The following is a 13,803-nucleotide window of genomic DNA, read 5'->3' as shown; positions in this document are numbered from 1 at the left end:
CGCGACGCCCTGAACCGCACCTGGCTCTGTCGTGCAAACGGTCTTGCCCCGTACCCTTGTACGGACCGCATGCCCGGAACACCCCTGACAGGGCGCGGTTCCCCCGTACCACGAGGAGGCGACACAGCGTGACCGAGGACGACCTCGCTCCCGAGGAGACCGAGCCGAAGCCGATCAAGCAGCGGAAGAACGGGCTCTACCCGGCCATCTCCGACGAGCTGACCGCCGTCATGAAGACCGGCTGGGCCGACACCGAGCTGCGGGATCTGGTCCCGGCCGAGCAGTCCGCGTACGCGGCCAAGCGGCGGGCCGCGCTCTCCGCGCGGTTCCCCGGCGACCGGCTCGTCGTCCCCGCGGGGAAGCTGAAGACCCGGTCCAACGACACCGAGTACAGCTTCCGCGCCAGCACGGAGTACGTGCACCTCACCGGCGACCAGACCGAGAACGCCGTCCTCGTGATGGAGCCTCGTGACGGCGGGGACCAGGGGCACGACGCCTACCTGTACCTGCTGCCGCGCTCGGACCGGGAGAACGGCGAGTTCTGGCTGAGCGGTCAGGGGGAGCTCTGGGTCGGTCGTCGGCACAGCCTCACCGAGGCCGAGGTGCTGCTCGGCCTGCCCGCCAAGGACGTGCGGAACGCCGAGGCCGAGCTGGCCGAGCGCGCCGACGAGGCGCCCGCCCGCACCCGCGTGCTCCGCGGCCACGACGCCGGGATCGAGGCCGCCCTCGACGCGCACACCACCAAGCACGGCGACAACGAGCTCAAGGTCTTCCTGAGCGAGCTGCGCCTGGTCAAGGACGAGTGGGAGCTCGGCCAGCTGCAGGCCGCCTGCGACGCGACCGTGCTCGGCTTCACCGACGTGGTGCGCGAGCTCGCGCAGGCCGTCGCCACCTCGGAGCGCTGGATCGAGGGCACCTTCTGGCGTCGCGCCCGCGTCGAGGGCAACGACGTCGGCTACGGCTCGATCTGCGCCGCCGGTCCGCACGCGACCACGCTGCACTGGGTCCGCAACGACGGCGAGGTCCGCCCGGGCGAGCTGCTGCTGCTCGACGCCGGCGTGGAGACGTCCACCCTCTACACCGCCGACGTCACCCGCACGCTGCCGATCAACGGCACCTTCGACGACCTGCAGCGGAAGATCTACCAGGCCGTCTACGACTCCCAGGAGGCGGGCATCGCGGCCGTCAAGCCGGGGGCCCGTTACCGCGACTTCCACGAGGCCTCGCAGCAGGTGCTGGCCGAGCGGCTGGTGGAGTGGGGCCTGGTCGAGGGCCCGGTCGAGCGGGTGCTCGAGCTCGGGCTGCAGCGTCGCTGGACCTTGCACGGCACCGGCCACATGCTCGGCCTGGACGTCCACGACTGCGCCCAGGCGCGCGTCGAGGCGTACGTCGACTGCGTGCTGGAGCCCGGCATGGTGCTGACGGTCGAGCCCGGCCTCTACTTCCAGGCCGACGACCTGACCGTGCCGGAGGAGTACCGCGGCATCGGCGTCCGGATCGAGGACGACATCCTGGTCACGGCCGACGGCAACCGCAACCTCTCGTCCGGTCTGCCCCGCACGATCGACGAGGTCGAGAGCTGGATGGCGAGCCTGAAGGGCTGACCTGAGCAGGAGCAGGACCGCGAAGGGCGGGCGACCGGTGGTCGCCCGCCCTTCGTGCGTACGGCTCAGCCCAGGCGGGCGGCCATGGTCTTGAGGACCTGCAGCGAGCCGTTGACGGCGTCGATACGGGGGTTGGCGCCGTCGAGGGCGATGTAGGAGATGGTGGCGCCGCGCTGGACGAAGAGCTCCTGGGCGTCGGAGGGGAGGTCGGGCAGGTCGGCGGGACGACCGAGGTTGTTGCGGATCTCGACGCGGTAGGCGACGCCGCCGGGGAGCCAGGCGGTGCGGTCGACACGGGCGTGGACGCGCTTGCCGGTGTCCAGGTCGGAGAAGCGGTCCAGCTCGGCGGTGCAGTGGGCGTAGTCGGCCTCGATCCGCGCGAGGGCGGCCTTGGCCTTGCGGCTGGGCCTGCCAGTGGAAGGCGGCGGCCTGCGGCATCTGGCTGCCCGTCAGCCAGGGCGAGACGGCTGCGGCGTCGGCGGTGCCGGTCGCGCCGGCGGCGAGGCCGAGAGCGGTCGCGGCGACGGTGGCGAACTTCGCGAACCGGGACGAAAGGCGCAACTTCATGACGGAGTCCCCCCAGGGTGACGGTCGTTCGGGTTTTTCGGCCGAGGCGGGGCGCCCGGTTCTTCGGGCGCTTCCCGCTCTCTCGTCTCCATAGACGCGCATCCCCGGCGGGGGTTGCAGGTGAATCAGAAGATTTTCGGGATGGCGGAAAAATCCTGCCCCGCTAAGATCTCGCCATGACCTTGGACCTCGCTCTCGGCCCCCGCCCGACGCCCGCCCACACCGTCGCGGTGCTCGCCTTCGACGGCATGGCGCCCTTCGAACTGGGCGTCGTCGTCGAGGTGTTCGCGCTGCACCGACCGGAGCTCGGGGAGCTGCCCTGGTACGAGCTGAAGGTCTGCGCCGAGCAGCCGGGACGGGATCTGCGGGTGGTCGGCGGCTTCACCATGAGGGCCGAGCACGGCCTGGACGCACTCGCCGCCGCCGACACCGTCATCGTGACCGGCGTGCCGAACGCCGGGGGCGAGGTGTCCCCGGCGCTGGTGGCGGCCCTCCGGGACGCGCACGCGCGCGGGGCGCGACTGGTGTCGATCTGCTCCGGGGCCTTCGCGCTGGCCGCCGCCGGGGTGCTGACGGGACGTCGGGCCACGACGCACTGGCGCTACTCGGCACTGCTGGCCGAGCGCCATCCGGAGATCGAGGTCGACCCCGACGTGCTCTACGTCGACAACGGGGACGTGCTCACCAGCGCGGGCAGCGCCGCGGGGATCGACCTGTGCCTCTACCTGGTCCGCTCCGACCACGGCGCGCTCGTCGCCAACACCGTGGCCCGGCGGTTCGTCGTGCCGCCGCACCGCGAGGGCGGGCAGGCGCAGTTCATCGAGGCCGCGGTGCGGCCGGTGCGGGAGGACGAGGACGGCGTGGCGCGGTCGATGGCCTGGGCGATGGACCGGCTCGGCGAGCCGCTGACCGTCCCCGCACTCGCCCGCGCGGCGCGCATGTCCGAGCGCTCCTACCTGCGTCACTTCACCCGGCGCAACGGCACCAGCCCGATCCGCTGGGTGATCGCGCAGCGGGTCGCCGCGAGCCTGCCGCTGCTGGAGTCGGGTGAGGCGCCGATCGACGAGGTCGCCGCGGCCGTCGGGTTCGACAGCGCGGCCACCTACCGCCACCACTTCGTCCGCGCGATGCGGACCACTCCCACGGCATACCGGAGGGCGTTCACGCGCGCGGCGTGAACGCCCTCCGCAGGGATCCGGCGACCGGCGGTCAGGCCTGCGCGGCCTCGGCCCGGTCGGCGTTGGCCACCACGGCGGTACGGAACCAGGCGGCGCCGCCGGGCACGATCTTCTCGTAGTACTCGGTGAACCGCGGGTCCGCCATGTACATCTCGCCCATGCAGCGGTGCATCGCGTGCGAGCAGTCGTAGAACCAGTGCCCGATGTGCAGCCGGTGGTCCTCGGCGAGCTGCATGGCCTCCTCGCTGTCGGCGGCGACGCCGCCGCGCACCGCCGCGCCGATCCTGCGGTCCAGCTCGTCGGCCGCGGCCTTGATCTCGACCCAGTCCGCCTTGGTGTACTTCGAGGCGCGCTTCTGCGACTGCTTCCAGGCGTCGGTCTCGCCCCAGCGTTCCTGCGCCTCGTCCTCGTAGTCGACGTATCCCTCGCCGAAGACCTCGAACTTCTCCTCCGGGGTCAGTTGGATCCCCATCTTCCTCGCCTCCAGTGCGTGTTCCACGGACGCGGCCATCTCCTTGAGTCGTTCGATCCGCTCGGTGAGCAACCGGTGCTGGCGGCGCAGGTGCTCACTGGGGCTGACGTCCGAGTCGTCCAGGATGGACGCGATGTCGTCGAGGGAGAAGCCGAGTTCCCGGTAGAAGAGGATCTGCTGCAGCCGGTCCAGGTCCGCGTCGTCGTAACGGCGGTAGCCGGACGGCGTGCGGCCACGGGGGCTGAGCAGTTTGATCTCGTCGTAGTGGTGCAGGGTGCGCACGGTCACCTTGGCGAACCGCGAGACCTGACCGACCGAGTAACTCATGGGGGCCCTTTCCTCTCCCTCGTGTCACCCAGCCTGCGGCCTCACGTCACGTGAGAGTCAAGCCCGGTCGGGACGGGCTCCGCGGCGGCGCGGTCAGGAGGCGCGGGCAAGCGGCCGGTCCTGGTAGGTGAGCAGTTTGTCGAAGGAGACGACCGCACCCCGTCGCGGATGGTTGCGGAACTGCACGTGATCGGCCAGTGCGCGGATCAGGAAGAGGCCTCGACCGCTCTCGGCGGAGGGGTCGGCGGTGACGACCGCGGCACGCCGGGGAACGGTCCGCTCGGGACGCTCGGGGCGCTCGGCGGGCTCGGGACGGCGGCCCGACCTGGCGGTCCGCTCCCTTCGCACGCGGGGGGCGAAGCCGGGTCCCGAGTCGGTGACCTCGATGCGCAGCCGGTCGCCCTCGATGGTGGCGGTCACGTGGAAGCCGTCGTCCTCGCTGCCGGCCGCGCCCGGAGCGGCGTGCTCGACGGCGTTCGCGCAGGCCTCGGTCAGCGCGATGCCGACCTCGTAGGAGATCTCGGGGTCGACGCCGACGGTGGCCATGGTGCCGAGCAGGACGCGGCGGGCGAGCGGCACACTCGCCGGCTCACGCCGGAGGTGCAGAGACCACCAGATGTCCACGGAAGGCTCCTCCTGGCTGTGCCGCCACATACCAGTAGGTATTGCCGAGCCGCACAGGAACGAACCGCTTCGCTCGGATCTTGTCGCTCTCTTGGCGGATACGCGGGGGCGGGGGAGCTGATCGGGTCGCGCGGGGGCGGGCGGGCTCCGGTGGGCGCACGCCGGGGCGTGCGGGCGCGCTCGAGCGCTCCTCGGCGGACGCGGAAACCGGAAACTCCGGTCATTTCCTCCCCCGCGAGTCCTCGTCGAGCACCCCTCTGAGAGACTGGCGGGCGTCATGACCGCCCCCAGCGCCGCGCGCGCCGCCAGCCTGGACCTTCGCCTGCTCAGGGCCCTGCCCTTCGCGACGGTCTGCGTTCTGGTGTCCGCACTCGGGCACACGCTCGGGGGCGGCGGCACGGTGCCGCTGCCGACGCTGCTGATCGGCCTGGTCCTGGTGCTGGTCGCGGCGACGGCTCTGGCCGGGCGCGAACGGGGCCTGCCGGCGATCGCCGCCGGGCTGGCCGTCGGCGAGCTCGCCCTGCACGCCCTCTTCCACCTCGGCCGGTCCGGCATGGACGCGATGTCGGCCTCGATGCCCGGCATGAGTGGCATGAGCGGCATGGGGGGCGCCTCCGCCGCGGCGGATCCGCTGACCCAGCTGGCCGCGAAGCTGATCTGCGGACCGGCCGGCGCGGGCGACCTCTACCTGCCGCCCGGCACGACCGCCGCCCAGATCGTCAGCCGTGCGGGCATCGACCCGCACCTCTACCTGGCCTCCCTCCCCTCCTCGCTCACCGTCTCCCACGGGGGCGCGTGGGCGGTGCTGGGTCTCAGCCCGCTGATGCTGCTGGGCCACCTGCTGGCCGCCCTGGTCGCGGGCTGGTGGCTGCGCCGCGGTGAGCAGGCGCTGTTCCGGCTGCTCGCGCTGGCCTTCGCGCCGCTGCGGACGCTGTTCCGGCTGCTGCTCGCGCTGGTCGCCCTGCCCGGGGACGCCTCGGGTTCCGCGCCCCGCCGAAGGGCGCAGGACTGGCGGCTGCCCGGCCGGGCGCTGCTCCGGCACCAGCTGGTCCGCCGCGGTCCGCCACGCGCTCTCCCGGCCTGACCGCTCGTCTCTTCTCACGTCCGCAGTACGGACCTGGTGGGGCGGCGACAGGCCCTGCGCCCTGCCGTGGAAGCCCCGGACCAAGATCGCCAAGTGTTTCACGTGAAACATTGGATGATCTTGAGATGGAGGCCTCCGTTTCCCGCCTGCCCCGGGCCATCGCCCTGAGGCGGCACCAGGTCTTCCTTGAGGAGAGATCCACCCATGCGCAAGCTCATCAGCGTCCCTCGTCGTCTCGCCGTCCCCGTCGCGCTCGGCGCGGGCGCGGTGCTGCTGCTGGCCGGTCCGGCCAGCGCGCACGTGACGGTGCAGCCGGACTCGGCCGCCGCCGGCGCCGCCGACCAGGCCTTCGCCTTCCGTGTGCCGAACGAGTCGGACACCGCCTCGACCGTCAAGGTCGACGTCTACTTCCCGACCGACCACCCGATCGCCTCGGCGCTGGTCGAGTCCGTGCCGGGGTGGACCAGCGAGGTGAAGACGACGAAGCTCGCCACCCCGATCCAGACCGACGACGGCCCGGTCACCGAGGCGGTCTCGGAGATCGTCTGGACCGGCGGGAAGATCGCGCCCGGTGAATACCAGGACTTCACCGTCGACTTCGGTCAGCTCCCCAAGGACGCCAAGCAGCTGGCGTTCAAGACCCTGCAGACCTACTCCGACGGCAGCGTGGTCCGCTGGATCGACACCCCGGCGGGCTCCGGCGGCACCGAGCCGCAGCACCCGGCGCCGACGCTCAACCTGACCGCGGCCGGTGCGAACGCCGACAGCGCGGACGCGAAGGGCGCCGCGGGCGCCACCGGCGGCACGCAGACCGCGGCCTCCTCCGACACCGGCGACAGCAGCGACACGGCGGCACGGGTGCTGGGCGGGGTCGGCGTGGTCGTGGGCCTGGGCGGCGTGGCCCTCGGCTTCCTCGGCTGGCGACGTGGCGGACGGGGCGGTCAGGGCGCCGCGTGACGGCCTGACCCCGCGTCGGCGGGCCGGGCGCAGTCGCCCCGGCCCGCCACCCCCGCTCCGCCTCCTTCCGCACCAGAGAGATGAGTCCCGACCCCATGTCCCCTCTCCCGAACCTCCAGGGAGCCCCCAGTCGCCGCTCGGTGCTGCTGGGTTCGCTCGGCGGCGCCGCCGCGCTGCTGCTGGCCGCCTGCGGCTCCTCCGGTTCCTCCTCGTCGGACGGATCGCCGTCCGGTGAGATCACCCCGTCCCTGCAGGGCCAGTCCGGGCCCTACCAGGGCGTCTACCTCGGCCGGACCTTCGACAAGCCCGCCGTCACGCTGACCGACACCAGCGGCAGGCCCTTCGACCTGGCCGCCCGCACAGCCGGCAAGGCGATGCTGCTCTACTTCGGCTACACCCACTGTCCCGACGTCTGCCCCACGACGATGGGCGACATCGCCGTGGCCGTGAGCAAGCTGCCCAAGGCGCAGCAGAACGAGATCCAGGTGGTCTTCGTGACCACCGACCCGGCCAGGGACACCCCGGCGGCGATCCGCGGCTGGCTCGACGCCTTCAACCCGAGCTTCGTCGGACTGACCGGCGACATCAGAACGATCATTGCGGCCGCCAAGTCCGTGGGCGTCTACGTCGCGGCCCCGGTCAAGGGCCAGGAGCCGGTGCACGGTGCGCAGACGCTCGGCTACCTGCCCTCGGACGACAAGGCCCACCTGCTCTACACCAGCGGGACCACCACGGCCGTCTTCGAGCACGACCTGCCACTGCTGATCAAGGGCGTGACGGCGTGACGCGGCGGGCGCGCGGCGTAGTGGCGACGGTCGCACTGGCCTCGCTGACGACCGTGTCCGGCCTCGCGGGCTGCGGCGCCTCGTCGTCGAACCCCTCCTCGGACCGGGCGGCCGCCTCGGCGAGCACCGCCGCGGTGACCGTCTCCGGCGCGTACATACCGCTGCCGTCCATGCCGGACATGGCGGCCGGGTACTTCGTGGTGCGCAACGGCGGCGGCACGGCGGTGACACTGACCGGCGTGACCAGCCCCGAGGCCGGCAGCGTCACGATGCACGAGAGCACCGCCACCACCATGGTCGACCTGCAGCAGGTCACGGTGCCCGCGCACGGCTCGGTCGCGTTCGCGCGCGGCGGGCGGCATCTGATGCTGATGGGCCTCCATCCGCAGCCGAAGGTGGGCGAGCGGGTCGAGCTGAAACTCGCCTTCCAGGGCGCCCCTCCGGTTACCGTCGAGGCGACCGTGCAGCCGATGACGTACCAGCCGGACCAGTCAGGGCAGTGAGGACGACCCGATGAAGCGCACCGTTCGCCCGGCTCGTCCGGCCCGCTCGGCGGCCGCCCTGCTCGGACTGCTGGTCCTGCTGCTGCTGGGCGGCGCGGGCACCGCCTCCGCGCATGCCGCACTGCTGTCGACCGACCCGTCGCAGGGCACCCTCCTGGCCGTCGCGCCGAGCGCGGTCACGCTGCGGTTCAGCGAGACGGTGACGCTGGAGCCGGACGCGGTGCGGGTCTTCGACCCGAGCGGCAAGCGGGTGGACGTGGGCGGCGCCGCGCACGCCGGCAGCGACGCGTCCACGGCCCGGGTGCGGCTGGGCGGGGACGCGGCGTCCGTGCAGGGCACGTACACGGTGGCTTGGCGGGTGATCTCCGCGGACACCCACCCGGTCGCCGGGGCGTACACCTTCTCCATCGGCCGCACCTCCTCGCCCGCGACACTGAGCGGGGTGCCGGGGGCGGACGGCGGCGCGTCGGGGACGACGGCGACCGGCTTTCTCTACGGCGTCTCACGCTCCGTGCAGTACGGGACCTTCGCGCTGTTGGCCGGCTCGGTGGGGGCAGTACTGCTCTGCTGGCCCGGCGGTCTGCGGCTGCGCTCGGTGCAGCGGCTGATGCTGGCCGGCTGGGCCGGGCTGCTGCTGGCGACGCTGGCCGAGCTGGCGCTGCGCGGAACGTACGAGGCGGGGACCGGCCTCGGCCGGGTCTTCGACCTGACCCTGCTGCGGCAGGTGCTGGGCGAGAAGCTGGGCGAACTGCTGGCCGTGCGGGTCCTGCTGCTCGCGGGCGCCGGCGTCTTCCTCGCGCTGCTCTCCGGCTCCTCCGGCGACGGCGACGCCTCCCCGGACGGCTCCGCCGGACCGGCGACGGAGGCGAAGGCGGAGAACGGTGCTCGCGACGCGGAGCAGCGTCGCCGGATCTGGCTGGGCGTCACCGGAGCGGTGCTCGCCGTCGCGATCGCCGTCACCTGGCCGCTCGGCGACCACGCGTCGGTGGGCCTCCAGGTGCCGCTGGCCGTCCCCGTCGACACCGCGCACGTGCTGGCGATGAGCCTCTGGCTGGGCGGCCTGACCACCGTCCTGCTCGGGCTGCGCCGCTCCGCCGCGGACGGCGGCATCGGCGTCGCCTCGGTCCAGCGCTTCTCCACCCTGGCGCTCTGCGCGATCACCACCCTGGCCGCGTCCGGCACCTACCAGGCCTGGCGTGGCCTCGGCTCCTGGTCCGCACTCACCGCCACCACCTACGGCCGGCTGCTGCTCGTCAAGCTCGGCGCCGTCACCGTGATCCTGGCGGCCGCCTGGATCTCCCGCCGCTGGCTGGCGCTGCTCCGCGTCGAGGCCGCCGGAACGGCGGGCTCGACCGACTCCGTCGAGGCGCCGGAGACGGCGCGGACGGACTCCGAAACGGTCGAGGCGGTCGAAGCCCATGCCGCACCGGCGCCCGCCGCCGTGACCGCCGCGAAGGCGGGCGGAGCCGCCTCCGTCTCCTCCGCCGGGGCCGGCTCGGCTCCCGAGGACCCGGAGCGGGCGGCACAGTTGGCACGGCAGGCGAAGGCGAGGGAGCAGGCCGGCCTGCGCAACGCGCGGGCCGCCGCCCCGGCGCGGGGCATGCTGCTGCGGTCCGTCGGCCTGGAGGCGATGTTCGCCGTCGTCGTCCTGGTGGTGACCACCCTGCTGACCAACTCCGCGCCCGGCCGGGCCGTGGCCGAGCAGCAGGCCGCCGCGGCCGCCGCCTCGCGCGGGCCGGTCGACGTGACGTTGCCGTACGACACCGGCGGCCGCACCCCGGCCGCCAAGGGCAAGGTCACCGTCGAGATCGACCCGGCCAGGACCGGCCAGAACAGCCTGCACGCCTACCTCTACGACGCCACCGGCAAGCCCGTCGACGTCCCCGAGATCGACGTCGCGCTCACCCTCAAGGCCAGGAACCTGGGCCCCCTGCCGGTGAAGCTGGACCATCTCGACATCGGCCACTACGGCGCGGCCGACCTCCAACTGCCGCTGCCCGGGGACTGGACGCTCGCCGTCACGGTCCGTTCGGACGACATCGACGAGACCACCGTGACCGCCCCGGTCGCGGTGGGCTGAGATCCGGACCGCAGGGAACGACCCGGGACACACCGCGAAAGCCCGAGAAAGACCGAGAAAGACAGCACCATGACCGACGACAACGACAAGCGCGGCGGCCTCTCGCGCCGGCACCTGCTCGGCGCGGCCGGGGTCGGCGGCGCGGCGGGCCTGGCCCTGGGCGTCGGCGGCTACGCGCTCGCGGACGGCAGGCCCAGGGCGGCGGGCGGCGCACCGCTCACCGCCCTGGGCGGCGACGCCGTCCCCTTCCACGGCACGCGCCAGGCCGGGATCGTCGAGCCGATGCAGGCGACCATGCACGCCACCGCCTTCGACCTCACCCCCGGCACCGGACGCCCCGGTCTCACCGCGCTGATGAAGCGCTGGTCCGCGGCCGCCGCGGCGATGGCCGAGGGCCGGACGCCGGCCGGCCTGACCGACGACCTCACCGCCCTGGACGCCGGACCGAGCTCGCTCACCGTCACCTTCGGCTTCGGGGCCTCCCTCTTCGCCAGGGCCGGACTGACCGCCCGTCAGCCCGACGCCCTCGCCGCGCTCCCCGCCTTCCCCGAGGACCGGATCGACCGCGCCCGCAGCGACGGAGACCTGTGGGTGCAGGTCTGCGCGAACGACCCGCTCGTCGCGTTCCACGCCACCCGCACCCTGCAGCGCCTCGCCGCGGGCCAGGCCGCGCCGCGCTGGCAGATGAACGGCTTCAGCCGGGCGCCGGGCGCGACCGCCGCGCCGCGGACCGGCAGGAACCTGATGGGCCAGATCGACGGCACCAACAACCCCAAGCCGGCCGACGCCGACTTCGCCCGCCGCGTGTTCGTCCCCGGCGGCCCGGCCGTGCCCGCCGCCTCGGACAGCGCCGCCTGGATGGCGAACGGCAGCTACGCCGTCTTCCGCCGGATCAGGATGCTGCTCGACCCGTGGGAGCAGCAGTCGCGCGAGCTGCAGGAACGGGTGATCGGCCGTCGCAAGGACACCGGCGCGCCGCTCTCGGGCGGCACCGAGACCACCCCGGTCGACCTGACGAAGCAGAACCCCGACGGCTCGCTGGCGATCCCCGGCGACGCCCATGTCCGGGTCGCCGCACCGGACTCGAACCAGGGCGCGGCCATGCTCCGGCGCGGCTACTCGTACCAGGACGGCTTCCGACCCGACGGCGCCCCCGACGCCGGGCTGCTCTTCGTCTGCTTCCAGGCGGACCCGCTGACCGGCTTCGTGCCGGTGCAGCGCAAGCTCGCCCGCGGCGACGCGCTGTCGCGCTTCGTCGTGCACGAGTCGAGCGGCCTCTACGCCCTCCCCGGCGGCGCGGGCCCGGGCGGATACGTCGGCCAGGCGCTGCTGGAGAGCTGAGCGCGACAGCGCCACCGGTCGTCCGCACCGGTCGGGCGCACCGGTCGGGCGGTACCGCCGGGGAACACGTCCAGTTCGCAAGACTCCACGTCCCCGGCGGACGTCGAGTCGTTAACGTTACGTCCGTGGCACACGCAGCTTGGGAGGTCGCCTTGTCCGCGAACCGATACACCTACCTCGGTCCCGAGGGCACCTTCACCGAGGCGGCACTGCGCACCCTGCCGGAGTCGGCGACCCGCGAGCTGGTCCCCTCCGTCTCGGTGCCCGCCGCGCTGGACGCCGTCCGCAACGGCGAGGCCGCGGCGGCGCTGGTGCCGATCGAGAACTCGGTCGAAGGCGGCATCAACCAGACGCTGGACGAGCTGGCCCAGGGCGAGCCGCTGATGATCTACCGCGAGGTGCTGCTGCCGATCGCGTTCGCGCTGTTGGTCCGGCCCGGCACCGAGCTGCAGGACGTGAAGACGGTCACCGGCCACCCGGCCGCGCAGGTGCAGGTCCGGCACTGGATGGCCGACCACCTGCCGGACGCCCACTGGGAGTCCGCCGCCTCGAACGCCGACGGCGCCCGGATGGTGCAGGAGGGTCGCTTCGACGGCGCCTTCGCCGGCGAGTTCGCCGCCGCGCAGTACGGGCTGGTGCCGCTGGCCACCGAGATCCATGACGCGGCGAACGCGACCACGCGCTTCGTGCTGGTGGGGCGTCCCGGCCGCACCTCCGCGCCGACGGGCGCGGACAAGACCTCGGCCGTGTTCTGGCTCGGCGAGGACCACCCGGGTGCGCTGCTGGAGCTGCTGCAGGAGTTCGCGGTGCGCGGGGTGAACCTGATGCGCATCGAGTCCCGCCCGACCGGGGAGGGCCTCGGCAAGTACTGCTTCTCCGCCGACGCGGAGGGTCACATCAGCGACCGCCGGGTCAGCGAGGCGCTGATGGGTCTGCACCGGATCTGCCCGAAGGTGCGCTTCCTCGGCTCCTATCCGCGGGCGGACGCGCAGGCCGCGACGGTGCGTCCGGGCACGTCGGACGCCGAGTTCGTCCGTGCCTCGGACTGGCTGTCCCGCTGCCTGGACGGGCGCGCCGAGCAGTAGCCGAAGTTATCCACAGGCGGGCTGGTTATCCACACCCTGGGGATTCGCCGGAGAACCCGGCGAATCACGCCTTGCACACCAAAATTTGCAGAACGGGCAAGACGGACATATAGGGATTCAGCTGCGCTGTTTCCCCAAAGTCCGCTTCCGGGTCCCTTTCGAGACCCAAAAATCACGCCTCCGGCCGCAAACACGAGGTTTAGCGAGCTCAGAGGCGTGATTCCGGACAATCCACAGGCTGTCGAGCTGCCCTGTGGATAAAGCGGGGATATCCACAGACCCACGAACGAACCTGTGCACAGGCGGGGCCTTAGGGGTGGGTGCTCAGGCGGTCGGGCGCGGTCAGGCGTCGGGGAAGTTGATCGCGTAGCCCTGCTGCTGCAGCCACGGCAGGATCTGCGCCAGCGCCGCCACCGTCTGGGTGCGGTCACCGCCGCCGTCGTGCATGAGAATGATCGAACCGGAGCGGACCTGCTTCTTCACGGTGGCCACGATCTGCGCGACGCCCGGCCTCCTCCAGTCGTTGGTGTCCACGCTCCAGGCGAGCGGACGAAGTCCGTTGACGGCGGATATCTGGCGAATCTCCGGAGTGAAATCCCCGCCCGGCGCACGGAACCAGCTGACCTGGGTACCGGGTCCGCCGGCTTCCTCGATCATCTTCTTCGCGCCGACGATCTCGTTGGTCTCGTAGGCGAGGCCGCGCGTCGACATCGCCTCGTTGTGGTTGACCGAGTGGTCGCAGAGCCGGTCGCCGGCCGCGACGACCTGCTTGACGGTGTCCGGCGCGGCCTGCGCGTTGGGACCGATCTCACAGAAGGTGGCGTGCGCGTGGTACTGCGCCAGCAGCGCGAGGATCTTCGGGGTCCACTTCGCACTCGGACCGTCGTCAAAGGTGAGCGCGACGTTCTTCTCGGTGCCCGGGTGGGAGATGTAGTACTCCAGCACCTTGCTGACGGTGGCCGTGCCGCTCGTCGGGACGGTGTCGCCCGAGGTGCTCTTCGGGTCCGGCGACGCGCTGCCCGTCGCGGCGGAGGAGCCGGTCGCCCGGTCGCCGCTGCCGCCCGTCTGCGCGCTCGCTCCGCCGCCGCACGCCGCGAGGGCGAGCACCGCTGCCAGGGCCGTACCCGCGACCGCCGTCCTGCGCTTCTTCATGCCCCTGGTCCTCATCCCGTTGCCACCCTCCCCGCCGTGCTTGC

Annotated in this window: 12 protein-coding genes; 9 read left to right on the top strand and 3 right to left on the bottom strand. The window is 72.7% G+C overall.

The window, feature by feature from the left end; all coding sequences use genetic code 11:
- Nucleotides 1-128: 128 nt before the first annotated feature.
- Together BS83_RS06135 and BS83_RS06130 are read left to right on the top strand one after the other, a co-directional pair.
- Entirely contained in the window at nt 129-1,604 is a 1,476-nt protein-coding gene (locus BS83_RS06135) for an aminopeptidase P family protein (RefSeq protein WP_037601757.1), read from the top strand.
- 743 nt (nt 1,605-2,347) lie between these two features.
- On the top strand, nt 2,348-3,349 hold the full coding sequence (locus BS83_RS06130; RefSeq protein ID WP_051942698.1) for a helix-turn-helix domain-containing protein: 1,002 nt from the start codon (nt 2,348-2,350) through the stop codon (nt 3,347-3,349).
- A 31-nt stretch (nt 3,350-3,380) separates the two neighbouring features.
- Here BS83_RS06130 and BS83_RS06125 read toward each other — a convergent pair whose 3' ends face one another.
- Together BS83_RS06125 and BS83_RS06120 are read right to left on the bottom strand one after the other, a co-directional pair.
- Complete coding sequence (locus BS83_RS06125) at nt 3,381-4,148, bottom strand: MerR family transcriptional regulator (RefSeq protein WP_037601754.1); 768 nt, start codon at nt 4,146-4,148, stop codon at nt 3,381-3,383.
- A 93-nt stretch (nt 4,149-4,241) separates the two neighbouring features.
- On the bottom strand, nt 4,242-4,772 hold the full coding sequence (locus BS83_RS06120) for an ATP-binding protein (RefSeq protein ID WP_037601751.1): 531 nt from the start codon (nt 4,770-4,772) through the stop codon (nt 4,242-4,244).
- Between the two features lie 277 nt (nt 4,773-5,049).
- Here BS83_RS06120 and BS83_RS06115 point away from each other — a divergent pair, with 277 nt between their 5' ends.
- The 7 genes from BS83_RS06115 (at nt 5,050) to pheA (ending at nt 12,607) form a co-directional block, all read left to right on the top strand.
- A complete protein-coding gene (locus BS83_RS06115; RefSeq protein ID WP_037601749.1) occupies nt 5,050-5,856 on the top strand; it encodes a hypothetical protein in 807 nt (268 codons plus the stop codon).
- A gap of 204 nt (nt 5,857-6,060) precedes the next feature.
- Entirely contained in the window at nt 6,061-6,813 is a 753-nt protein-coding gene (locus tag BS83_RS06110; protein ID WP_037601746.1) for a YcnI family copper-binding membrane protein, read from the top strand.
- Nucleotides 6,814-6,908: 95 nt separating this feature from the next.
- Nucleotides 6,909-7,598, top strand: coding sequence for an SCO family protein (locus BS83_RS06105; RefSeq protein WP_051942697.1), 690 nt, complete (start codon nt 6,909-6,911; stop codon nt 7,596-7,598).
- A gap of 20 nt (nt 7,599-7,618) precedes the next feature.
- Nucleotides 7,619-8,101, top strand: a complete 483-nt coding sequence (locus BS83_RS06100) for a copper chaperone PCu(A)C (RefSeq protein WP_051942696.1) — start codon at nt 7,619-7,621, stop codon at nt 8,099-8,101.
- A 10-nt stretch (nt 8,102-8,111) separates the two neighbouring features.
- A complete protein-coding gene (locus BS83_RS06095; RefSeq protein WP_051942695.1) occupies nt 8,112-10,181 on the top strand; it encodes a copper resistance protein CopC in 2,070 nt (689 codons plus the stop codon).
- A 69-nt stretch (nt 10,182-10,250) separates the two neighbouring features.
- On the top strand, nt 10,251-11,522 hold the full coding sequence (gene efeB / locus BS83_RS06090) for an iron uptake transporter deferrochelatase/peroxidase subunit (RefSeq protein ID WP_037601741.1): 1,272 nt from the start codon (nt 10,251-10,253) through the stop codon (nt 11,520-11,522).
- A 152-nt stretch (nt 11,523-11,674) separates the two neighbouring features.
- Entirely contained in the window at nt 11,675-12,607 is a 933-nt protein-coding gene (gene pheA / locus BS83_RS06085; RefSeq protein WP_037601738.1) for a prephenate dehydratase, read from the top strand.
- A 342-nt stretch (nt 12,608-12,949) separates the two neighbouring features.
- Here the strand turns inward: pheA and BS83_RS06080 are convergent, their stop codons facing one another.
- On the bottom strand, nt 12,950-13,759 hold the full coding sequence (locus BS83_RS06080; RefSeq protein ID WP_037601735.1) for a polysaccharide deacetylase family protein: 810 nt from the start codon (nt 13,757-13,759) through the stop codon (nt 12,950-12,952).
- Nucleotides 13,760-13,803: the final 44 nt, after the last annotated feature.

Source organism: Streptacidiphilus rugosus AM-16 (assembly GCF_000744655.1).
In the GTDB taxonomy this organism is placed as follows: domain Bacteria; phylum Actinomycetota; class Actinomycetes; order Streptomycetales; family Streptomycetaceae; genus Streptacidiphilus; species Streptacidiphilus rugosus.
This window is presented reverse-complemented; position numbering and strand designations above follow the sequence as displayed.